Annotated in this window: 19 protein-coding genes and 1 tRNA gene; 9 read left to right on the top strand and 11 right to left on the bottom strand. The window is 63.4% G+C overall.

The annotated features are described in order from the left end of the window. Positions 1 to 34 precede the first annotated feature (34 nt). The gene (locus OXT71_12750) at positions 35 to 316 is read right to left on the bottom strand and encodes a zinc ribbon domain-containing protein (GenBank protein ID MDE2927260.1); all 282 of its coding nucleotides are present in this window, start codon (positions 314 to 316) and stop codon (positions 35 to 37) included. A 156-nt stretch (positions 317 to 472) separates the two neighbouring features. Here OXT71_12750 and serS point away from each other — a divergent pair, with 156 nt between their 5' ends. The 5 genes from serS (at position 473) to OXT71_12725 (ending at position 4,729) form a co-directional block, all read left to right on the top strand. Continuing rightward, positions 473 to 1,759 carry a serine--tRNA ligase gene (gene serS, locus OXT71_12745; protein ID MDE2927259.1) on the top strand — a complete coding sequence of 429 codons (1,287 nt, stop codon included), beginning with the start codon at positions 473 to 475 and terminating at the stop codon, positions 1,757 to 1,759. Positions 1,760 to 1,763: 4 nt separating this feature from the next. After that, the gene (locus OXT71_12740; protein ID MDE2927258.1) at positions 1,764 to 2,714 is read left to right on the top strand and encodes a GntR family transcriptional regulator; all 951 of its coding nucleotides are present in this window, start codon (positions 1,764 to 1,766) and stop codon (positions 2,712 to 2,714) included. Between the two features lie 201 nt (positions 2,715 to 2,915). Then, positions 2,916 to 3,977, top strand: a complete 1,062-nt coding sequence (add, locus tag OXT71_12735; protein MDE2927257.1) for an adenosine deaminase — start codon at positions 2,916 to 2,918, stop codon at positions 3,975 to 3,977. Between the two features lie 51 nt (positions 3,978 to 4,028). Beyond that, positions 4,029 to 4,118 (top strand) — tRNA-Ser (locus OXT71_12730). Between the two features lie 161 nt (positions 4,119 to 4,279). After that, positions 4,280 to 4,729: a DUF4143 domain-containing protein gene (locus OXT71_12725; GenBank protein MDE2927256.1), complete on the top strand. Its 450-nt coding sequence runs from the start codon at positions 4,280 to 4,282 to the stop codon at positions 4,727 to 4,729. 27 nt (positions 4,730 to 4,756) lie between these two features. Here the strand turns inward: OXT71_12725 and OXT71_12720 are convergent, their stop codons facing one another. The 5 genes from OXT71_12720 to pyrE form a co-directional block, all read right to left on the bottom strand. Continuing rightward, entirely contained in the window at positions 4,757 to 8,374 is a 3,618-nt protein-coding gene (locus OXT71_12720) for a bifunctional proline dehydrogenase/L-glutamate gamma-semialdehyde dehydrogenase (GenBank protein ID MDE2927255.1), read from the bottom strand. A gap of 123 nt (positions 8,375 to 8,497) precedes the next feature. After that, complete coding sequence (locus OXT71_12715) at positions 8,498 to 10,135, bottom strand: pyridoxal-dependent decarboxylase (protein ID MDE2927254.1); 1,638 nt, start codon at positions 10,133 to 10,135, stop codon at positions 8,498 to 8,500. 93 nt (positions 10,136 to 10,228) lie between these two features. Then, positions 10,229 to 10,744: a hypothetical protein gene (locus tag OXT71_12710; GenBank protein MDE2927253.1), complete on the bottom strand. Its 516-nt coding sequence runs from the start codon at positions 10,742 to 10,744 to the stop codon at positions 10,229 to 10,231. Positions 10,745 to 10,784: 40 nt separating this feature from the next. After that, positions 10,785 to 11,063, bottom strand: coding sequence for a hypothetical protein (locus tag OXT71_12705; GenBank protein ID MDE2927252.1), 279 nt, complete (start codon positions 11,061 to 11,063; stop codon positions 10,785 to 10,787). A 54-nt stretch (positions 11,064 to 11,117) separates the two neighbouring features. Continuing rightward, positions 11,118 to 11,717 (bottom strand): orotate phosphoribosyltransferase, encoded by a 600-nt coding sequence (pyrE, locus tag OXT71_12700; protein ID MDE2927251.1) that lies wholly within the window; start codon positions 11,715 to 11,717, stop codon positions 11,118 to 11,120. Here pyrE and OXT71_12695 point away from each other — a divergent pair. After that, entirely contained in the window at positions 11,716 to 13,074 is a 1,359-nt protein-coding gene (locus tag OXT71_12695) for an Nramp family divalent metal transporter (GenBank protein MDE2927250.1), read from the top strand. The genes pyrE and OXT71_12695 overlap by 2 nt on opposite strands. 63 nt (positions 13,075 to 13,137) lie before the next feature. After that, positions 13,138 to 14,673, top strand: coding sequence for an AAA family ATPase (locus OXT71_12690; protein ID MDE2927249.1), 1,536 nt, complete (start codon positions 13,138 to 13,140; stop codon positions 14,671 to 14,673). Positions 14,674 to 14,688: 15 nt separating this feature from the next. Here the strand turns inward: OXT71_12690 and OXT71_12685 are convergent, their stop codons facing one another. Beyond that, entirely contained in the window at positions 14,689 to 15,297 is a 609-nt protein-coding gene (locus tag OXT71_12685) for a hypothetical protein (protein MDE2927248.1), read from the bottom strand. An 81-nt stretch (positions 15,298 to 15,378) separates the two neighbouring features. Then, positions 15,379 to 16,560 carry an MFS transporter gene (locus OXT71_12680; GenBank protein ID MDE2927247.1) on the bottom strand — a complete coding sequence of 394 codons (1,182 nt, stop codon included), beginning with the start codon at positions 16,558 to 16,560 and terminating at the stop codon, positions 15,379 to 15,381. Positions 16,561 to 16,642: 82 nt separating this feature from the next. On the opposite strand from OXT71_12680, the gene queA reads away from it, so the two are divergent. Next, positions 16,643 to 17,668, top strand: coding sequence for a tRNA preQ1(34) S-adenosylmethionine ribosyltransferase-isomerase QueA (queA, locus tag OXT71_12675; protein MDE2927246.1), 1,026 nt, complete (start codon positions 16,643 to 16,645; stop codon positions 17,666 to 17,668). 48 nt (positions 17,669 to 17,716) lie between these two features. Here the strand turns inward: queA and OXT71_12670 are convergent, their stop codons facing one another. The 3 genes from OXT71_12670 to OXT71_12660 are packed head-to-tail and all read right to left on the bottom strand — an operon-like array spanning position 17,717 to position 20,570. Beyond that, complete coding sequence (locus OXT71_12670) at positions 17,717 to 18,685, bottom strand: sigma-70 family RNA polymerase sigma factor (protein ID MDE2927245.1); 969 nt, start codon at positions 18,683 to 18,685, stop codon at positions 17,717 to 17,719. Positions 18,686 to 18,711: 26 nt separating this feature from the next. Next, complete coding sequence (thrC, locus tag OXT71_12665) at positions 18,712 to 20,073, bottom strand: threonine synthase (GenBank protein MDE2927244.1); 1,362 nt, start codon at positions 20,071 to 20,073, stop codon at positions 18,712 to 18,714. Further along, positions 20,070 to 20,570, bottom strand: a complete 501-nt coding sequence (locus OXT71_12660) for a TlpA disulfide reductase family protein (protein MDE2927243.1) — start codon at positions 20,568 to 20,570, stop codon at positions 20,070 to 20,072. Before OXT71_12660 ends, thrC begins: the two co-directional genes overlap by 4 nt. Positions 20,571 to 20,761: 191 nt before the next feature. On the opposite strand from OXT71_12660, the gene OXT71_12655 reads away from it, so the two are divergent. Next, the gene (locus OXT71_12655) at positions 20,762 to 21,487 is read left to right on the top strand and encodes a (Fe-S)-binding protein (GenBank protein MDE2927242.1); all 726 of its coding nucleotides are present in this window, start codon (positions 20,762 to 20,764) and stop codon (positions 21,485 to 21,487) included.

Below are 21,487 nucleotides of genomic sequence, written 5' to 3'. Positions count from 1 at the left end.
GTTTCGCGACGGCCAGGCTCGAATCCTGCCTGGGTCAGCTTTCCTTCTTGGATTCAGTTTTGGGAGCCGCACTGTCGGCGGCGGCTTTGGACGGTTCCTTCTTGGCGGTTTCCGTTTTGGTCTCCGATCCGGTGTCCTTGCGGGCGTAGTCGGTGACGTACCAGCCTGACCCCTTGAACTGGATACTCGGCGCCGAGATCAGCTTCTCCAGCGTTCCGCCGCAAGTATTGCACGTCTCCAGGGGCGGGTCCGAGAACCGCTGAAGCACTTCGATGGTCTCTCCGCAACTGTCGCAAGCGTATTCGTAAAGCGGCATCGCGGCACCCGCAAGCAACCCCTCCAAAAACCGTAGAATATAGCAACCCTTTCCCCCTTTTGCCACGATCCGCGGCCGGACCGCCTCAGCCGGCCTCCCCGTTCACCCGTCCCGCCTCATTCCTCTTTCCGCTCCTCTTTGAGATACTGGCCGGCGATGTTGGATCGGGCTTTCATCAGGGGCAATCTGGAACAGGTCGAGACCGGATTGAAGGAGCGGGGCTTTTCCTTGGACGCCGGGGAGTTCCTGGCTCTGGACGCTCGCGAGCGGGCGGCCCGGATCGAGTCGGAGGAGCTGAGGGCCGTCCGCAACCGCACCAGCACCGAGATCGCGAGGCGCCGCAAGCGGGGCGGCGATGCCAGTGCCCAGATCCGGGAGATGAAGCGGGTCTCTGCCCGGATCAAGGAGCTGGAGGAGAACCTGACCGGCCTCCGGACCCGGATGGACTCGTTCCTTTCCTGGATCCCGAATCTGGCGGCCGAGGGGGTGCCCTCGGGAAAGGACAGCGCCGCCAACGAAGTCGTCCGCATCGTGGGAAGACCTCCCGAATTCTCCTTTCCCGTCCGGGACCATGTCGAGTTGGGGGCCCGCCTGGGCATCCTGGACCTGGAACGGGCCAGCAAGATCGCCGGCGCCCGTTTCAGCCTCTATTCCGGCGCCGGCGCCCTGCTGGAGCGGGCGCTCATCAACATGATGCTGGATCTCCACACCCGCCGCCACGGATACCGGGAAGTGATCCCTCCCTTCCTGGCCAATCGCCGCAGTTTTTTCGGCACCGGAAACCTCCCCAAGTTCGAGGAAGACCTCTTCCGGGTGGCCGGTTCCGACTACTTCCTCGTCCCCACCGCCGAGGTCCCGCTGACCAATGTCTTCGCCGGCGAGATCCTGGAAGAGGAAGATCTTCCCATCAACCTCACCGCATACACGCCCTGCTTCCGGAGCGAGGCCGGGTCTTACGGCAAGGACACCCGGGGGCTGATCCGCCTCCACCAGTTCAACAAGGTCGAGCTGGTCAAGTTCACACGGCCGGAAGACTCCGCCCGTCAATTGGAGCAGTTGACCGGCCACGCCGAAGCGGTGCTCAAGGCGCTGGAAATCCCCTATCGGGTCGTGGTTCTCTCCACCGGCGACATGGGATTCAGCGCCGCCAAGACGTACGATCTGGAGGTGTGGGTGCCCAGCCAGAATACTTATCGGGAGATTTCCTCATGCAGCAACTTCACCGACTTTCAGGCTCGGCGCTGCAGGATTCGATACCGTCCGGCGCAGGGCTCCGGAAATCGGCTGGTCCACACTTTGAACGGGTCCGGATTGGCGATCGGACGGACCTGGGTGGCGCTGGTGGAGAATTTCCAGCAGGAGGACGGCAGCGTCCGGATTCCGGAGGCGCTCCGCTCCTACATGCATGGCCTGGAGCGTTTGACGCCCGGGGAGTGTTCCTGAACAGATGATCGGATTCAATCTGGACAAGTCGGTTCGGCTCAGCTTCTACGAGCAGATCAAGGGGCAGCTCCTCTCGGCCATCTATTGCGGCAAGATTCGGGCCGGGGACCGCCTGCCGTCCATCCGTGAGGTGTCCGATCACCTGGGGATCAACTACAAGACGACGCGCAAGATTTATCTGAGGTTGGCCGAGGAGAACTACCTGGAGATCGTGAAGGGCAGCGGGGCCTTCCTGAAGGAAAGGAGCGGCAAGGGCTCCTATGGGCAGATGCGGCGGCATGCAGTCTTCAAGCTGCTGGGCGAGGTGTCCGCCAAGGCCAGGAGCCTGGGCCTCTCGCCGGACAAGTTCAGGGGCCTGTTGGACGCCTACTGGAACGGGACCGATCTGAGGCAGTTGCGTCTGGCTGTCGTCGACCACGAGGAGGAAGCCTATGTGTTCTCCCGGGAGCTGGAGCTTCGCATGCCGGGGGTGCAGGCCCGGAGCGTGTCCCTGGGCGACGTCGAGAGCGATACCGCCCGGGCGCTTCTCAGCGGCAGCGAGTTCCTTCTGACCACCAGCTATCACCTGGAGGAGGTCAGGGAACTGTCACGCCGTTTCGGCAAGAAGCTGGTGGAGATCAAGCCCAGTCACGAGATCTATCGTGAGGTGTTGAGTGCGGCCCGCGACGAGAACGTGGCCATCGTGGTCCGGGATGAAGACACCCTGCACGCTTCCTGGGACGTCTTCATGAACATCTACCACCCGTCGACCGAGATGAAGTTCTGGATCGCCCCCATTTCCAGGCAGGACCTCATCGAGAAGATCGTCCGTGATGCGGACCTGATTTTCGTTTCTCCCATGTGCTGGGACGAGATGCGAAAGCGGACGCCGCCCACGAAGACGTTGAAGACGTACGACAAGTTCATTTCCCAGGAGACCATCGACCAGCTCCGTGCGCTCCAGCTCTTGGGGTAGGAGTCTGCGCCGTAGAAATGATCGTAGCGAGAAAGTGGGGAATCGAGGACAGATTTTCACGATTTCGAGGTGCATAGTTGTTCTATTCGTCGAGAAATCGGGGAAATATGGACCGATTCACCGCTTTCGCAGTAGATTGATTTCTGCGGCGCAGGCTCCTAGGAGCCGGGAACGCTCGGCGGCTCCCGCAGCAGGTGAGGAATGATCGGCCGGGAAGGCCGCGAAACGCGGCGAAACGCTTCCAGGACAGCCGTCTCCGAGTCATATGTTCGGAGTCTCCCCAAGGCCGAATTGCATCTTCATCTCGAGGGGAGCGTGGGGCCCGAGCGGCTCCTTGCCCTCGCCCGAAAATACGGCACGGAATATGCGTCCCTCAGCGCCGCCGCGTTGACGGAGAACCTCTACCGGTACGGGAGCCTCCACGAATTCCTGGGCGCCTTCAAGGTGGTCTGCCAACACGTGCGCGGCAAGGAGGACTACGGCGACATCCTGGAGGACTTGGCCGAGAGCCTTCTCCGGCAGGGCGTCTTCTATGCGGAGATCATCTATTCACCGTCCATTCCCTGGATCTGGGGCAGGGACGGCCGGGCAATACTGCGGCATCTGTTGAAAACAGGAGCCCGGTTCGAGGAGAAGGGCCTGATCATCCGCTGGGTGCTGGACTGCGTGCGCCAGTTCGGCGTGGAAGCGGCGTGGAGGACGGCCCGGTTGGCGGCGGAGCACCGGAGCCGGGGCGTCGTGGCGTTGGGTATGGGAGGTGACGAGTTGTCCCTCCCCCTGACCGAGTATCGTGATGTCTTTCTCTGGGCCAAGGCCCATGAGATCTACATTCATGTCCACGCCGGTGAGATCGGCGAGCCGGACCAGGTCTGGAGCGCCCTCAAAGACCTGGGCGCCAACCGGATCGGCCACGGCGTCCAGGCGGCGCGGGACCCGCGCCTGATCGAGTATCTGCGGGAGCATGCCGTCGGGCTGGACGTCTGCCTGACCAGCAACCTCAGGACCCGGGCGTGGGCTCCGCTGTCTCAGCACCCCTTTCCCCTCCTCTACCGCCGCGGCGTTCCGGTGACCTTGAACACGGACGATCCCGGCCTGTTCCAGACCAGCTTGACCCAGGAGTATCTGAAGGCCTCGCGCATCTTCGGGCTGACGGCCCAGGACCTTCAGCGAATCGCGTTGCAGGCGGTTCGGTGCTCCTTCCTGCCCCACGAGGCCAAGATGGCCCACATGCAGCGGATCCAGGACCAGGTGGAGCTTGGCTGAATTCCGCGCGCCCGGCTCCGGCTGTGAGAGAATGGAGGGCGCGTTCCAGCCGGAGGAGTGGCCGAGTGGTTTAAGGCGGCGGTCTTGAAAACCGCTGTGTCCGAAAGGGCACCGTGGGTTCGAATCCTACCTCCTCCGCCAGCTCCTCCAGAGGCCTCCCGGAAAGTCCAACCTCCCCCGTGGTGCGGCCGGGTTTTGAGATGGCGATCGCTTCGATTCCGGCCTGCATTCCGAATCGGACGGGCCTGCATTCCGAATTGGACGATAGCTGATGCCGGATCGGACGATAAACCTCGGGGAATTTGTGTGGACTGAAGAGGCTCGTCAAGGCGCCGAAACTGCACTTTCTGGATTCCGGCCTGCTGGCGGCGCTTCAGCGGGTATCGGCGGCGACAGTGGCCAGGGACCGGCAGAAGCTGGGGCCTCATCTGGAAAGCTTCGTTTACGCCGAGATCGCCAAGACGGCCAATCTTTCCGGCGACGAACTGGCCATTAGTCATTATCGCGACAAGGACCAGGTCGAAGTCGATTTCGTGCTGGAGCGATCCCCCGGCGCAGTCGTCGGGATCGAAGTCAAAGCCGGCGCAACGGTCCGCCCCAGGGACTTCAAGGGCTTGAAACGCCTGCGAGAGGCCGTCGGCGATCGTTTCGCGTGCGGCATCATCCTCCATGACGGCGACCGCGTTCAAAAGGCCGGTTCCAGGCTCTTCGCGATGCCGGTTAAGATGCTCTGGACGAACTGCCGGCAGTAAGGATGGCCGATTATCGGTCGACCCGGCCTACGAGACCCCCATCCTCTCGTCCCCTTCCCGGATGCCCAGGTTGCCGTAGCGATGGTAATCGATGCTGATGCTCTGTTCGCGGAGGTACCAGAGCAACTCTACCCGGCCCTGGGCCAGCACCGGGGTCCGCGCCAGGTAGACTCCGGACGCGGCCGCCGCCCGGAACACAATTCCCGGTACCCGCTCCGGCATCGCAAAGCGGACCCGGTCCGCCAGTTCATGGTCGGTCTCGCGGATAAATTCGATGGATTCCTCCCACGACCCGGTCAGCTCCCTCAGCCAATCGACGGCCGGAGACGACCATCCCCTGGGCAGGCTCATGGCCGCGCGGCAGCCGGCGGCCTTGGCCGCGCAGGCGCGGGCGAAGATCTCGAACAGGGAATCGGAGGGGTCCACGCGGATGCAGAGCCGGCGGACGGGGAGATAACGCCGCAGGTTGTCCTGGCCCACGAGGCGGAAATGGTCATGGGTGCGTCCGAATTCGTCCCGCCTGCTGGCCCAGTAGCTTTCCAGAGCCGCCACGACGCGGGGCAGTTCGTCCCCATTCGCCGTGACGGCGGCAGGAAGCGGTTGTTTCAGGCGCGACCGGAGGGCGGCGAGATGGGGGTCGGCGACCGGGGTGGGACCATTTGGAGGCTCGGTGTCGCTGAAGTTCATGAGTTGGGACACGTAGTTGGGGCCTCCCGCCTTGATGCCGGGACCAAAGGCGGACTTGGCCATGCCCCCGAAGGGTTGACGAAGCACGACAGCGCCGGTGGTTCCCCGGTTGACGTAGAGGTTTCCCGCGTCGACGCGGTCGCACCAGTACGCCTGCTCGCGATCGTCGAGGCTCTCCAACCCAGCGGTCAATCCGTAGCCGGTCTGACGGATGAGGCCCAGCGCCTCGTCCAGGTTCTTCACCCGCATCACCCCCAGCACGGGACCGAAGAGCTCGGTCAGGTGGGTGAAGCTTCCCGGTCGGACGTCCCATTTGACCCCCGGCGAGTAGAGGCAGGGATTGTCCTCCATCCGCCTGGGCATGACCGCCCATGACTCGCCGGGTTCCAGTTCCTTGAGGCCCCTTTCCAGGGCGCCGGACGGGGGGCGAATCAGGGGCCCCATGCGATTCCTCCGATCCCAGGCCGACCCGACCTCCAGGCTCCGCACCGCGTCGCAGAGTGTCTCCTTGAACTTGGGGTCCCGGCAGGTCTCCTCCTCGACGAGGAGCAGGGACGTGGCGGAGCATTTCTGTCCGCTGTGGCTGAACGCGGAGTGAATCACGTGACTGATGGCCAGTTCCCGATCTCCCAGGGCAGTCAGGGTGGCCGCGTTCTTGCCCCCGGTTTCCGCCAGGAGATTCATGTCCGGCTTGAGGCGGAGCATCCGCAGGGCGGTTTCCGTGCCGCCGGTCAGAATGACGGCGTCCACCGCCGGGTGAGAGACCAATCGGGACCCGCCTGTCGCGACGGCGCACGGCGCCATCTGCAGAGTCCGCCGCGAAACCCCGGCCCTCCAGAAACACCGGCACAGCTCATGGGCCACCAGCACGGTGTCGGGAGAGGGTTTGAGGATGACGGTGTTCCCCGCGGCCAGTGCGGCGGCGATACCGCCTCCGGGAATGGCGATGGGGAAGTTCCAGGGGGAGACGACCACCACGACGCCCTTCGGTTCGGCCCTCGAACCGGGGAGGTCCTGGAAGTAGCGGGCGGCCAGGTCGTAGAAAACGACGAAGTCCACGACCTCGGAAACCTCCGGGTCCGACTCGGACAAGGTTTTCCCGCCGTCCGCCAGGGCGGCGCCCATGAGGTCTCCCCGGCTGCGACGCAGCTCCCGGGCCACAGCCGCCAGGACCTGGGAACGCTCTTTCACCGGCTTCCGGCGCCAGCCGTCCGGATCGTTTCGAGCGCAGGCCACGGCCCGCTCCACGTCCTCCTCGTTGGCCTGCCGGTAGCGGCCCACGATCAGGCCCGGCCGGGATGGATCGAGACAGTCTTGCAACTCCCGATCCCGGAAGATCTCCCTCCCGTCCACCACCAGGGGAACCTCCACCCTGTGTTCGCCGTGCCGGGGTTTCCAGCGCTCGATGATGCCTTGGGCCCACTCGCGGTTGGCCGGCAATGAGAAGTCGGTGTCTGGCTCGTTGACGAATCGGCTCCACGAACCCGGGCGTGGCGACACGCCGGTTTCGGCAAGGCGGTTCTGGACACGCCGGGGTTTTTCCGAAACGGACTCGCGGCGGCGGGAGGATTCGAGGAACCCCTCTTCCAGCCGTTTCCACTCCGGGCTGTCCGGGACCAGCCGGAAGGCGTGCCGGAGGAAATTGTCGGGTCCCGTGTTCTCGTCCAACCGGCGAAACAGGTATCCGATGGCGTTGATGAAGTCCTCCTTCCGGGTCGCCGGCGCATAGAGGAGGACGTTTTGCGTCAGCTCGAACAGGGCGCGGCGCTGGGCGTTGGCCATCCCTTCCAGCATCTCGAACTGCACCCGGTCCAGGGCGCCGGCTTCCGCTGCCAACAGCAGAGCGTACGAGACGTCGAAGAGATTGTGCGAGGCCACCCCCAGGCGCACGGCGGCGATGTTCTCCGGCGTCAGGGCTTCGTGCAGCATGCGCTTGAAGTTGGCGTCGGTCTCCAGCTTCGACCTGAAAGGAGCCTGCTTCCAACCCCGTAGCGAAGCCTCCACACGTTCCATCTCCAGGTTGGCGCCCTTCACCAGCCGGATGGTCACAGGCGCTCCTCCCCGATTCACGCGTTCTCTGGCCCAGGCGTTGATTCTCTTTTGGGCCAGGTAGGAGTCGGGGAGGTAGGCCTGAAGAGCGATCCCAGCGCCGGCGTGCTCGAGACCCTTGCGAGCGAGAGTGCGGAGAAAGACCTCGGTGGTGACCGCCAGGTCACGGTACTCCTCCATGTCGAGGTAGACGAACTTGGGCGCTTCGGTGCCGTCCCGGCGGCGAAAGCGCTCCCTGGCCGCCGCGCGATACAGTAGTTCCATTCGATCGCAGAGCACGGAGACGGTCTGCTCGAAGGCCAGCGACGAGATTTGCGAGTAGATTGTGGAGATCTTGACCGAAATGACCTCCAGCTCCGGGAGCTGAAGAGCGCGGAGATACGACTCCAGGCGCCTCTGCGCCTCGGATTCTCCCAGGAGGGCCTCGCCCAGGAAATTGACGTTCATCCGCACGCCGCCCTGACGACGCGCCTCCAGGTGCCGGCCCAGCAGAGCCTCTTCGGCGGGGAGAACGACATTGGCGGTCTCTTCCCGCATCCTTTCCTTCACCAGGGGAGCCGCCACCCCGGGGAGGTAGGAGCCGAAGGAGCGAAAGCCCCTGAGCAGGGTCCGGTCCAGCCCGCTGAAGAAACGAGGGATTCCCTGCACGTCCAGGATGTGCAGGATCTGGTCGACGGCGCGATGCGGACTGTTGGAGCGGAAGGCCTGGTCGGTGAGTTGGGTGAGCGTCGCCTTGTCGTGGGGACTCTGCACCATCCGCTCCAGTTCGGCCTGCTGCCTCGCTTCCACGGGGGTTTGAAGCGCCGCCGCCGTTTCCTGAAGCTGCCGGGCCAGGAAGACGGCTTTCCGCGCCCGCTCCGTGGAGGGTGACCCGGAGTCCGGGGCAAGCGATGCGAGTAGTGCGTCCAAGGCCTTCTTCAATGTGATCCGCCGGAATGAAACCCAAGGACCCCGGCCCGGCCCGGCTCCGGATAGGCCCGCGGGCCGGAGGAGGACGGGAAACGGGCATTGCCCCGCGGAGGCCCTGGCCGGTTAAGCGACTTTTTCCCGGGCTTCCAAGACCTTCGCAACCACGACTTCGACGTCCGATTCATCGACAAACGGCGACTGGATATACGATTTCAGGGCAAAGATGGGTTCCTGGTAGCGGGTGCGGCGATAGCACTCGGTCGAAGAAACGACGACGCCGCGGCCCGCCATGGCCTCGGAGTGCACGTATCGGAAGATGTTTCGGTTGTATTCGTTGTGGGCCAACAGGGTTTCCCGGTAGGCCGGGTCGTCGAATTCCTGCCGTTTGATGGCAAAGGTGTCGACGCCCGGCGGATAGGCGCGGAACAGGGTCACGGTGCCGAAGTTGTCCCGGTTGAGGACGGTCGTGCCTTCATGCCCTTCCAGGTGCTCCCTCAGCAGTTGAGCCATCTCGACGATATGCCCGATGACGACCTGAAGACCCTGCTCGCCGAACAGGCGAAAATTGGCGAGGGCCGCGAGAGGACCCGTTCCCGCCCTGGAGGTTTCGAGGGTGTACATGCCGGGCCGATGATCGCCGAAGTGATAGAGATAGGGCATCTGTTCGGCCGAGCGCGTCACCAGCCGCAAGTCCTCCGAGTTTTTGACCAGCACGAGGCTGGAGATGTAAGGCGCGAAACCGGTCTTGTGAAAGTCCACGCCGACGGAGTCGGCTTCCGGCAAATGGCGGATTCGGCGGCACGCACCTGCCAGGGCGCGAATTGTGCGTCGCCGGAACCCCAGGGGGTTGCTCTTGAAATCGTACTGGTTGAACACCGACCAGGCCCAGCCGATGACGGCGTCGGCGTGAACGTGCGGCCGATAGGCGAGTTGATATTCCTCGGCCAAGGCGTCCCGCAGTTTCACGATCCCCCGCAGGTCGTCCAACCCGAAGGCATCGGTGGTCCCCAAAGTCGCGATGATGGCGGCGATCTTTTTTCCGCTCGACAATGCCGCCCGCGCGGCTCGTTCGAGCTGGGCAAGATCGATTTCGTTTTCGTCGGTAGCCGGAATCGCGATCAAATTGTCGGTCCCGATTCCGAGCCACCCCGCAATGTTCATGGCGCAGTAGTGGCCGGCCTCGGAGACGAAGACGACGGCGTCTTCCGGCACGCCTTTGCGCATGGTCTGAGGGCAGGCTTTTTCCAGACCGAGCTTCACCCCGTAGAGGGTTGTTCCGGTGCCGCCGAAGGTGAACACGCCGCCGGCCAGTGCCGGGTCGTAGCCGACCAAGCGGGCAGTGATGGCCGTGGCCTCGACTTCGGCCAACGCCACCAGGCGGCTGTATTCGTCCCAGGAGACGTTCGGGTTGTGCAGCGCGGAGAGCAGGACGCCGATCAGGCTCGGTATCGTCGGTGGCGGAACCACGTTTTGTTGGGTGCGGGGATGGCCGAAGATGGTCATGCCTCGCAGATAGCCGACGAGATCGGATGTGACCGCCTCGACCGAGGCCGTTCGGGCGCGCAATTCGGCCTTCCGCGCCGCCTCGAAATCGCCGGGGACAACGGATCCGAGAATCGGCAACCGCGTTTTCAGCGCGTCGACCTGGTCCAGGGCGCGCATGATGGAGTGTACGAAGTACGAGTCGTGGATCGGATCGGATACGGGTTGGGGAAATGCGAGCCGGACTTCTTTAAGAATGTGGCGATAAGGGCTGCTCATGGCCGTTTCAGCTCCCGATCGGTCCTCGGTTGCCCCCTTTCGCCGCCGCCCGGCGCGGCGGGCGCGCACCCTCCGCCGGAATCCGGACCCGGGCTATCTGCGGCGCTTCAGTTCGAACACCTTCGGGGATTCCTCGGTGATCTGCCCGTCCTTCATGCTGTACCAGCGCGTCGTGAGGCGGTCCTTCCCGCTCACGATGTACTCGGCGTGGTGCATGTAATGGTCCGTGGGCGAAGAAAGATTGGTAATGCTGTCGAATCGCAACTCCAGGCGGTTTTCGTCGTCTGTGGCCCTCACTTCCAACCGCGGCTGGTTTCCCGCCGCACAGTAGTGGGTCATCAGGACGCGTTCTCCGTCCGCGTGGTACATGTTGACCATTTCATGTCCGTCGGGACTGTCGGGAAACATCCGCTCCATCACTGCCGACCCGGCGGAAGTGAGCCGGAAGCTGGCGCCGACGACGCCGGTCTCCCCTCCGTTGTCATCCAGCAGGATCCACTCGCCTTCCAGCGCAGTCAGCTTCGACATCACGTCATCGCCGGCCAACGCGGACCCGGGCAGGAAAAGCGCCAACAGTGCCGCGCAGGCAATCAATCTTCTTCGTGCCATGAAAGGTCCTCCTTGGGGCCGGTTCAGAGCTCCGGATTCGTCAATCCAGATCCCAGAGGCGCTTCGGATCCTCCAGCTCGTCCTTGGACCGCAGGGCTTCCTGGAATTTGTCCTCCAGACTGGCGTGGCGGCGCTTCTCGTCGTCCATTGCCTGGCTGAAGATCTGGTCCGCCTTTGACTTTCGTTCTTCGATCTTTTCCAAGGCCGACTCGAATGAGTAGTCCGGTTTCCTGCTCTCACTTCGAATCACGAGGCCCGTCTTGGAGTCGACGAGGAGCCGGCACCCGCAATCGGGGCATTCCACCTTGAATCGGGGCATGATCCCTTCATTCTAATATGAATCCCGCAGGACTGTTCCCACGGGCGCCGGAGGTCAGCAGGATGGGTTGGAGAGGGCGTCGATCCGGCGCTGGACGCCGGGGTCGGCCAGGAGTTCGGAGGCGCGGAACAGCGAAAAATAGTGGTAGGAAGCCAGATTCCCGGCGGCGCCCTCCTCCCGGTCGACGATGGAGATGACGGCGGCCACGCGGTAGCCTTCGGCCTCGGCCTGGACGATGGCCTTTTGGGCCGACCCTCCCGTCGTGCAGACGTCGTCGACCACCACCACCGGAGACCCTTCCGGCCCCTGGTAGCCTTCCAGGTAGTGCCGGGTCCCGTGGCTCTTGGGTCGCTTGCGGACGATGAACGCGTCAATCGGGTCGAACCTGGAACGGTGGACGAAACTCACCGTCGCCACGGCGGCGACGATGGGATCGGCGCCCAGGCTCAGACCGCCGATGGCGGCCGCCGAGACCTGCCGCCGCTGAAGCTCCTCCAGGATCAGCAGCGCGGAGAGGTAGGCTCCCTCAGCCTCCAGGGTGGCCTGCTTCAGGTCCAGGTAGTAGTGGCTCCGGCGTCCCGATGCGAGCCGGAAACGGCCCACCTTCAGGCAACGCCTCAACAGGATCTGCTTCAGGCGCTCTCGGCTGTCCATGGGGAGGCGAGTATACATCTGGTACTATGACGCGCTCATGGTCAAACCGGGCAAGTGGCTGTCGCGGATCGGCCCGGGCGCCATCGTGGCGTCCGCCACCGTGGGAGCCGGCGAGACGGTTCTGGCCGTCCGGGCCGGCGCCTGGGGCGGTTACGACCTCCTCTGGCTGATCCTTCTGGCCATCCTGGCCAAGTCGTTCCTGACTCTGTATCTCCTGGGCCACTATACGGTCGCCACCGGTCGCACCGTAGCGGAAAAGCTGGTGGAGCTGCCCGGTCCCCGGGGGTGGTTTCTCTGGACCGTCCTGGTGCTGGAGTCCCTGGTGGCTCCCTTCGTCTTCGTGGTGATCGCGGTCCCGTGCGGGCGCTTGATGAGCCAGGTTCTGGCCGGTGGAGGAGTGAACGTCTCCTACAAGTGGTTGGCTCTGGCCTTTCTGAGCCTGGCCGTCCTGGTGGGCTTGGTCCAACGGTACGACACTCTGGAGAAATCGCAGGGTGTGGTCTGCCTGGTGCTTCTGGCGGGAACCGTGACCGCCACCGTCCTGGCCCGCCCCGACTTCGCTGGGATTTTCAAGGGAATGTTCAGCTTGGGTACGGTCCCTCCCTATCCGGACTGGATCCCCGCTGAAATCAAGGGAAGAAGCCGGCTCCTGGAGGTGGCCGCGGTCTTCGGTTACGCCGGCAGCATCGCCATGAACTACGTGGTCTACTCCAACTGGATCCTGATGAAAGGCTGGAGGCTGAAGGAAGCCTCGGGACGTGCCGCAAGAAAGCGCGCGCTGGGGCCCCTGAAGTTCGATGTGGGGGCCAACGCGGTCGTCGTGTTTCTGGTGACGGTGGCTTTCATGGTGGCCGGCGCAGCCATTCTGAATCCCATGCAAAGGATCCCGCAGGGATACGATCTGCTGACGGAGCAGGCCCATATCTTCGCCGAAATCTCATCCTTCATGATTCCGCTCTATTACGTCACGATTCTCGCCGCGCTCTGGGGGACGTTGAACGCGCTGCCCGATATCTACGGCAGGGGCGCTCACAGTTTTCTTCGTCAGCTCGTGCCCGCGGGCCGGAATTGGTCGCTCGCCAGGGTGAGAAACATTTACGGGATCTCCATCCTGTTCCTTTCCGGATTCTTTATCTGGAGCGGGACGACCCCCATCATCATGGTGGACATGGTGGCGCTCTTCAGCACCAACGTGGGCGTGGGCCTCGTTTGCATCGCCGCCATCTGGTTGAATCGGCAACTTCCTGCCGCCAAACGGGTCTCTCCCTGGCTCTCGGGAGCCGCCGTGGCCGGAGCGGCCGTCACCAACGTCATGGCGCTGATTTCCGCACGGGAAGTGTTGTTGCGGTACTTTTGACGCGAATACCCGGTTCGGCTGCTTGGTTCAAGAAAGGCCGAACCTGCATGTGGGAGGGAGTCCATGCCAGCCGACAAGCGATTCAATCCTGACGAACTGAAGCAGTTGCTCCAGAACAAATACGGGACCGGAGTGCGGGTCGAAGTGTTCCCCAAGGCGGAACGGGAGGGGACGGGAGAAGAGCCGGCCCGGGAGCCGGCGGATCATCGCGATCTCACGTTCGACTACCGTCCGAGCCAGATCAAGGAGTACCTGGACCGTTTCGTCATTCAGCAGGACCAAGCCAAGAAGGTTCTGTCAACCGCGATCTGCGACCACTATCACCACATCCAGAACTGCAGCGACTCGGACGAGTGCCGGGAGTACAAGAAGCAGAACATCATCATCATCGGTCCCACGGGGGTGGGAAAGACCTATCTGATCCAGAACATTGCCCGGTTGATCGGCGTTCCGTTCTGCAAGGCCGACGCCACGAGGTACAGCGAAACCGGGTACGTGGGTGGCGACGTGGAGGATCTGGTCCGGGAACTGGTCCAGCAGGCGAACGACGACGTTGGCCTGGCGGAGTATGGAATCGTCTACCTTGACGAGATCGACAAAATCGCCGGACCCACGGGCGTCATCGGGCGGGACGTGAGCGGCCACGGCGTGCAAAGAGGCCTTTTGAAGCTCATGGAAGAGACGGAGGTCCCGTTGCGGTCCCCCACGGACATCGCCAGCCAGATGCAGTCCCTGATGGAGATTCAATCCGGCCGCAAGCCGGAAAAGAAGACGATCAACACCAAGCACATCCTCTTCATCGTCAGCGGCGCCTTCAACGGACTGACCGAGATCGTCGGGAAGCGTCTGGGCTCAAGAAAGATCGGCTTCATGGGCGGAGAGCAGGAGGCCGACCGGAAAGAGGAGCTGTTGCTGCAGCAGGTCCGTTCCACGGACTTCGTGGAATATGGTTTCGAATCGGAGTTCATCGGGCGCCTTCCGGTCGTGACCCACTGCCGCCGCCTCAGCGTCGACGACCTCTTTCAGATCCTGAAGAGGTCGGAGGGGTCTCTCCTCAAGCAGTACAAGAAGGACTTTCTGGCTTACGGCATCGACGCCTATTTCAAGGATGGGGCGATGCGCGCGCTGGCCGCGCTGGCGGAGCGGGAGGAGACGGGCGCGCGCGGACTGATGACCGTGTGCGAGAGGGTCTTCCGCGACTTCAAGTACCAACTTCCGGATCATGAAGTGACGGAATTGGTAGCGGACCGCAAGCTGGTCGAGGATCCGAAAGCGGCGCTCAAGGAGCTCCTGGCCACGCCGGACCTGCATCACGAGGCCATCCTGCAGTTTCAACTCAAACGATTCGAGGCGGAGTTCTACAAGCGATACGGAGTGGAGATCAGCTTTACGCCGGAAGCCGTTGCACTCATCTCCGAGCGGGTGAGAGGCCCGAATGCCGACGTTCTGCAGTACTGCAGGGACCTGTTTCGGGAGTACGAGCACGGAATGAAACTGCTGGCGCGCGGACAGGCCTCCAAGCCGTTGTCCGTGGGTCCTCAGGTCATCGAGGATCCTGCGGGTTCGCTGGAGAAGTGGATCCGCGAGACTTACAAGTGAAGAGTCGGCGCCAGCTCAATTGGAGCGGCGGCGATAGACGGCGGCGAACACGGTCCGCAAGGGAGAGACGCAGTAGTTCTCGATGATCTGCTTGCCGACCTGGGGCCGAAAGCAGTGCTCCAGGTAGGGAGTGCCCACTCTGAAGGAGAGCCGCATGATGTCGGCGCCTTCGCCTCTCTTCTCCACGGCGAAAGCAGCCTGCACACTGGGTTCCAGGAGGAAGATCTGGTTGTAGCGGAGTTTCTTTTCCTTCAGCTCAAATGGCGCGGGCACGATTTCGGCGCCCAGGTGCCGGTAGTGGGTCACGAGCCGACGCAGAAAATCGTCGTAGTCGAATGATTCCACCTTGTTGTTGACGCTCACTTCGAGAATGAACGCGTCGTCGAGCCAGGCAGAACGCAATCCGTACGTGAAGTCCAGATCGCCCTTGTTGAACTTGATCCGGTGGCCCTTGTCGTCGTGGAAGCGCTTGAGCTCCTCGGTGCCCTGCTGGCCGGGAAGGTTCGCCACCTGCTCGCTGGTGATGTAGAAGCTGGCGACGTTGTCGTACCAACTGTCGATGATGTTGCCGAGGATCTTGTCGGCAGCGAGCTCAATCGTCTTGGCGTTAGCGGTGGTCAACATGCGGCCCGAAGATTGTAAACCAACCCTCGAAATCGTGTAAATAGCCTCGCCGCAGTTTTGTGGGTGGCGCTCGTCCGCATTTCATTCATGCGCCAACCGTGGCGTTGCCTTCAGGCCGCCTCGTCCCAGTCCCGGCGGAAGCTTCAAGGCCAGAACGAACCCCGGCACGGTGAGGAGAACGATGACCGTCATGGACAATTGAAGGCCGACCGTCTGACTGGCCCATCCAAACAAAGGCAGCAGCAATCCACCCACGCCCCAGGCGAACCCCATGAGCAGCGCGGAAATCGTGGAAGTGGCCTCCGGAACGATCTGTTGGGCCATCACCACGTTGACGGGAGAAGTGGAGAGCAGGACGGCGCCTCCCAAAATGCACAGTACGACGGAAATCGGTCCCTGAGACCAGAGAAACGCCAAGAGCAACGGCAGGCCGCCGAACATGGAGAGAGCCAGGACGCTCTTCCCGCCGAAGCGGTCGCTCAGGAGGCCCCCCAGGAAACCCGCACTGCCGCCGGCCAGCAGAAACAGACTCAGAACCAGGGCAGCCCGCGACTCGTCGTATCCGTTCAGAGTCAGATAAAAGGGAAGAAACGCGACGAAGATGATCTGGATGGTTCCTCGGATGACCACCAGCAGATAGAGGATCAGAAGCGGCTTTCGCTGCTCCAGAAGCCGCGAAAGAAGAGTCCTGTGGTGGAGTGCGGCCGTCTGGGACGGGGATGGACCGTAAAGGATGAGATACAGGCTCATGGCGACCCCCGGCACGCCGGCCCAGAGGCTGGATCCCAGGCCCACGAGGGCAATCACGGTGGTGATATAGACCGGGCCCAGGGCGTAGCCGAGCATGCCGGTGGTGACGAAGACCGACATGTGGAGGCCCTTTCTGCGGCCGGAGGACTCCGAGACCATGGACGCCGCCTGGGGGTGAAACGCCGAGATCCCGGCGCCGCCCAGGATGACCATCACCAACAGCGCCCAGAAATTGGGAGCCAGGCCCAGGCCGGAGATGAAGATCCCCGCCAGTCCGGGTCCCAGCGCGGTGAAGACGCGGTTCCGCAGCCGGTCCGCCAGGTAGCCGTAGACGGGCTGCATGAATGCGCTGGAAAAACTCAGGACGCCTCCCAGTATCCCGGCTTCGGCCAGCGACAGGTCCAGTTGCTGGTGGAGGAAGGGCAGGAACGCCCCGAACATGCTGGCGTAGCAGTCGATGAAGAAGTGACCGCCGGACATTGAAACCACCGGCCTCGGGACTCTGAACGACATGGACGCGCTATTCTCGCACAATCCGCCGCGGCGCAGGGCCGCTCCTCCTGGAGCCCTTTTCGGCGCGGCGCGCTGGATTAAAATGAAACGCGATTTGAAGCTGGACGAATTCGACTACGAACTGCCGCCGCGCCTCATCGCCCAACGTCCCCAGTCTCCCCGAGACGGTTCGAGGTTGATGGTGCTCCGCCGGAAGACCGCCACCCGGGAACACGCCCGGTTCTCCGATCTCCCCGGTCTCGTGTCGGAGCGGGACCTCCTGGTGTTGAACGACTCCCGAGTGCTGCCCGCCCGGCTGGCGGCCGTCAAGGAGACGGGGGGGCGAGTCGAGGTGTTGTTGCTGGATGCACTCCAGGGTCATGTCTGGCGGTCCCTGCTCAAGCCGGGCCGTCGGGCCCGCGCCGGCGACCTGCTCATCGTACATCCCGAATTGCTGTCGATTCGTGTGTTGGACGATCCCGGTCCCGCCGTCCGCCAGGTCCGCCTCAAACCCGCCGGGGATCTGCAGGAGGTCCTGGAGCAAGTGGGGCGCCCGCCCCTCCCGCCCTACATTCGGCGGGAAGTCGATTCCCGGGACCGCGAAGCCTATCAGACGGTGTACGCCGCCCGGCCGGGTTCGGCGGCGGCCCCGACGGCGGGACTCCACTTCACCGAGGCGCTCCTCTCCCGCCTGAACCACTGCAAGATCACGTTGCACGTGGGTTACGGCACGTTCCAACCCGTCGTGGCGGCTCGGGTCGAGGACCACCGTATGCACTCGGAGTACTACGAGGTGTCGGCGGAATCGGCGCGGAGGATTCGGCGCCACCGCAAGGCAGGGGGACGCGTCATCGCGGTGGGGACCACGTCGACACGGGTCTTGGAGCAGGTCTGGCTGCGCCACGGCGACGTGGTGGAGGACCGGGGATGGACCGACCTCTTCGTCAAGCCGGGTTTCGAATTCCAAGGCATCGACGGTCTCATCACCAACTTCCACCTCCCCCGGACATCACTGCTGCTCCTGGTATCGGCGTTTGCCGGAAACCGCCTGCTGAAAGAAAGCTACCGGGAGGCCGTCCACCGCGGCTACCGCTTCTACAGCTACGGTGACGCCATGCTCATTGTCTGAGGGGGGGCGAGAAGACAGGAGGGCGCCCATGCAAAGGGGGCGCACCGGCTAGGAAATGAGGGCGAACTCCACGTCGGTGACGTTCTTCAGGGCCTCTTGCATGTAGGCCTTGATCTTCTTGGTCAACGTGATCTGGTTGAGGCGGATCGCTTCCCGGCTCACACCGAAGCGCGTCGCCAACTGTTGCAGCGTCTTGGGCTCCTCGGCGATGAGGCGCTCGTTCAGGATGGCCCGTTCCCTTTCGGTCAGGGTTTCGGCGAACTCTCGAAACTTGTGGGCGAACAGCCGTTTCAACTCGCCCCGGGCCAGCGTCTCCTCCACCAGTTCTCCGGTGGCCTCAAGCGTGTCCGCATGCCGGATGGTCCGGTTGGGATCGATATAGTTGTCCAGGCTCAGATCGGAGGACTCGATGGCGTGCTGCACCGCCCGGACCTCCTTGACCGGCACGTCGAGTTTCTTGGCGATCAGCGACGACGTCGGCTCGATTCCCTGAAGCCGTAACTTCTCCTTCTCTTTGCGGAGGTTGAAGAGAAGCTTGCGCCGCTGGTTGGTGGTTCCGATCCGGACGATCCGGAAATTGTCCATGATGAACTTGATGATGTAGGCCTTGATCCACCAGGAGGCGTAGGTGGGCAGCCGGGTCCCCCTGTCGGGATCGAATCGGCCCAGAGCCTGGATCAGGCCGATGTTTCCTTCCTGGATCAGGTCCATGACGTTGTTGTAGACACGACGGTAGATGAAGGCGATCTTGACCACCAGGTTCAGGTTGGAGGTGACCAGGCGATAGGCCGCCTCCTGATCGCCTTCCTGCTGGTAGCGGCGGATCAGCACCTGTTCTTCTTCCGCCGTCAGCGGTTCGAACTGGCTGATCTCCAGAAGGTAGCGCCGGAGCGGGTCCAGGCTGGCCAGCTTGGCTTCTTCCCGGGAGGGCAGCCGGCTGGTCTTCTCCCCCAGGAAGGCCTCGAGGCGTTCGGACTCGGGAGCGGAGCCGGACGGCCCCGGAGGCTGGGAAACCATGGGCGAATCTTAGCAGACCAGCAGATCTAGAGACCCAGGAGCCGGGCGATCTGCTCCTTGTCGGGGGGCACCTGGACCGGGGCGTTGGCATAGGTGGATCGGATCTTCCCGTGTTTGTCGACGATCCGGTTCTTGTAGGCAGCGTGCTCGTAGAGGCTGTCCAAGTGGTAGTTGACCGTGTAGTCGGGGTCCTTGAGCTGATGCCCCGTCAGGATGGCCACGACGTTCTCGCCAGGGTCGATGGTCACCTCGGGACGCTCCTCGCTGCCGGCATCCAGCAAGCGCTTGAGGCCCGCCACCGTGGTGGCCGAAGCGGGTTCGCACCCGATCCCGTCCCGCCCCAGAATCGCCTTGGCGTCTGCGATCTCCTGCTCCGTCACCTCGTCGCACCAGCCGTCGGAGAACTGGAGGGCCCGGACCGCCTTCTTCCAACTGATGGGCTGACCGATCTTGATGGCGCTGGCCAGGGTCCAGGCATCGTTGACCGGGACCAGTTCCTGCGAACTGGTCACCAGAGTCCGATAGAGAGGGTCGGCTCCCTCGGCCTGGATGATGGTGATTCTGGGAATTCTGTCGATCATTCCCAACTCTTTCAGCTCCATCAGGACCTTGCCGTAGGAGGAGCTGTTTCCCAGATTGCCGCCGGGCACCACGATCCGGTCCGGACTCTGCCATTCCAGTTGATCCAGCAGTTCCAGGATCACCGTCTTCTGGCCTTCCAGGCGGAAGGGGTTGATGGAGTTCATCAGGTAGAGGTCGGTTTCGGCGGCCAGTTCCTGAACCAGCTTCATGGCGATGTCGAAGTTGCCTTGGATCTGCAGCGTCAAGGCGCCGTAGTCCAGGGCCTGGGCCAGCTTGCCGAATGCGATCTGGCCCTCGGGAAGGAAGACGACGGACCGCAGACCCGCCCGGGCGCAATAGGCGGCCATGGAGGCCGACGTGTTGCCGGTTGAAGCGCAGCCGACGACCTCGGCGCCCAGCCGGATCGCCTGGGAGACGGCCGCGGTCATGCCGTAGTCCTTGAACGATCCGCTGGGATTCCAGCCCAGGTTTTTCACCCGCAGCCGATCCAGGCCCACGTATTCGGCACACCGGGGGGCGTCCAGGACGGGGTTGTTTCCCTCCCCCATGGTCACCACCCGGTCCAGGTCGCCGGCTTCGAAGGGGAGCAGTTCTCGATATCGCCACACTCCGCTCACGTCGAGGGGGCGATTCGAGAGGCGCCTCCGCAAGAAGCGCTCCCTGAGGGAATTCACCTCGAAGCGGCTGAAGTCATAGACGATGTCCAACAGGTCCCGGCAACGGGGGCACTGGTAGAGCTTTTCCCGGATGGAAAACTCCCGGACGCAGGAGTCGTTGATGCAGCGGAAGTGAAACCACTCGCTCATTCGGCCAAAAGGTGACGGATTCGGCTCACGACTTCAGGAGAGTTCCAGACGTACATTCCCACATGGTGCAACGCCAGCCTTCCACGAGCGTCGACGATCAGTGTCGTGGGCAGCCCGATGACCTGAAAACGTCCCTGCAGGATCCGGTCAGGATCCGCCAGCAGCAGGAAGGGATAGTCGGCGCCCGTTTCTTCGAGAAACGTTCGGACAGCTTCGGGGTCCTCCCAACTGACGGCGGCAATCGCCAGGCCTTCCCTGGAAAGCCGCCGGTGCAGGTCGGCCAGGTAGGGCATCTCGAGACGGCAGGGTCCGCACCACGTGGCCCAGGCGTTGATCAACAGGGCTTTGCCCTTCAGTTGTTGCAAGGGGACCCGCTCTCCGTCGAGAGTCGCCAGCGATCCGGAAAGATCCAGGGACGGCCGCTCGCCGGCAGGAATCCATGACCGGTCGAGAAAGCCTTGCGAACCGGCGGCCTCCAAGCCACAGACCGGAAGCATTGCCGGAACCGCCGCCGCCATCAGGAGGACGGCGCCCCCGTAAATCCCGATTCTTCTACCCGTCCGCCTGCCCATTCCCACTAACACTATAGCAGCCCGGCAGGGGAGGAGGCGCCCGTAGTAGACTGTGCGAACCGCGGGAACCGGGTCATGAAATCGGTCCAGTCCCGGACGACTGCGCGGGCGTCGCCATGAAAGTTTCGCTGTTCGTGACTTGCCTGGTGGATCAGGTCTTTCCCCAGGTGGGACTCAGCACCATCAGGATCCTGAATCGGCTGGGGGTCAAAGTCGATTTCGACGAGCGTCAGGCGTGTTGCGGCCAACCGGCGTTCAACAGTGGTCATTCCGACGAGGCCCGCACCGTGGCCCGCGGATTCCTGGAAGCTTACGCCGGCAGCGGCCCCGTCGTGGTGCCGTCCGGATCGTGCGCCACCATGCTCAAGGTGTTCGTGCCGACTCTTTTCCCTCCCGACTCGAAGGACGGCCGGCTGGCCAGGGAGATCGCCGGGAGAACCTACGAACTGTCCGACTTCCTGGTCTCGGTGCTGGGGGTGACCCGGACCGGCGCCCGCTTCCCGGAGGCCGTCACCTACCACGACTCCTGTCACCAGCTTCGGGAATTGGGGATCGGCCGGCAGCCGCGGCTCCTGATCCAGGGCGTCGAAGGAGTCCGCTTCCTGGAAATGCCCAACGCCGCCCGGTGTTGCGGGTTCGGCGGGACCTTCTCGGTCAAGTTCGCCGACGTTTCCGCGGCCATCGGAGAGGACAAGGTGGAGACGATTCACCAGTCGGGGGCCCGCTACGTGGTGGCCAACGACGTCAGTTGCCTGATGCACATCGGCGGACTGCTCCAGCGCCGGGGGTCCCAGGTCCGGACCCTGCACCTGGCCGAGCTGTTGGCCAAGTTCGAGGAATAG

It is taken from the genome of Acidobacteriota bacterium (genome assembly GCA_028874215.1).
GTDB lineage: Bacteria > Acidobacteriota > UBA6911 > RPQK01 > JAJDTT01 > JAJDTT01.
This window is presented reverse-complemented; position numbering and strand designations above follow the sequence as displayed.

Coding starts and splice junctions, on each gene's coding strand:
- queA (MDE2927246.1), top strand. CDS start 16,643: ATGAAACGCGATTTGAAGCTGGACGAATTCGACTACGAACTGCCGCCG.
- OXT71_12690 (MDE2927249.1), top strand. CDS start 13,138: ATGCCAGCCGACAAGCGATTCAATCCTGACGAACTGAAGCAGTTGCTC.
- OXT71_12670 (MDE2927245.1), bottom strand. CDS start 18,685: ATGGTTTCCCAGCCTCCGGGGCCGTCCGGCTCCGCTCCCGAGTCCGAA.
- OXT71_12695 (MDE2927250.1), top strand. CDS start 11,716: ATGGGGAGGCGAGTATACATCTGGTACTATGACGCGCTCATGGTCAAA.
- serS (MDE2927259.1), top strand. CDS start 473: ATGTTGGATCGGGCTTTCATCAGGGGCAATCTGGAACAGGTCGAGACC.
- OXT71_12705 (MDE2927252.1), bottom strand. CDS start 11,063: ATGCCCCGATTCAAGGTGGAATGCCCCGATTGCGGGTGCCGGCTCCTC.
- OXT71_12680 (MDE2927247.1), bottom strand. CDS start 16,560: ATGTCGTTCAGAGTCCCGAGGCCGGTGGTTTCAATGTCCGGCGGTCAC.
- OXT71_12660 (MDE2927243.1), bottom strand. CDS start 20,570: ATGCTTCCGGTCTGTGGCTTGGAGGCCGCCGGTTCGCAAGGCTTTCTC.
- OXT71_12685 (MDE2927248.1), bottom strand. CDS start 15,297: ATGTTGACCACCGCTAACGCCAAGACGATTGAGCTCGCTGCCGACAAG.
- pyrE (MDE2927251.1), bottom strand. CDS start 11,717: ATGGACAGCCGAGAGCGCCTGAAGCAGATCCTGTTGAGGCGTTGCCTG.
- OXT71_12750 (MDE2927260.1), bottom strand. CDS start 316: ATGCCGCTTTACGAATACGCTTGCGACAGTTGCGGAGAGACCATCGAA.
- OXT71_12715 (MDE2927254.1), bottom strand. CDS start 10,135: ATGAGCAGCCCTTATCGCCACATTCTTAAAGAAGTCCGGCTCGCATTT.
- OXT71_12655 (MDE2927242.1), top strand. CDS start 20,762: ATGAAAGTTTCGCTGTTCGTGACTTGCCTGGTGGATCAGGTCTTTCCC.
- thrC (MDE2927244.1), bottom strand. CDS start 20,073: ATGAGCGAGTGGTTTCACTTCCGCTGCATCAACGACTCCTGCGTCCGG.
- OXT71_12710 (MDE2927253.1), bottom strand. CDS start 10,744: ATGGCACGAAGAAGATTGATTGCCTGCGCGGCACTGTTGGCGCTTTTC.
- add (MDE2927257.1), top strand. CDS start 2,916: ATGATCGGCCGGGAAGGCCGCGAAACGCGGCGAAACGCTTCCAGGACA.
- OXT71_12740 (MDE2927258.1), top strand. CDS start 1,764: ATGATCGGATTCAATCTGGACAAGTCGGTTCGGCTCAGCTTCTACGAG.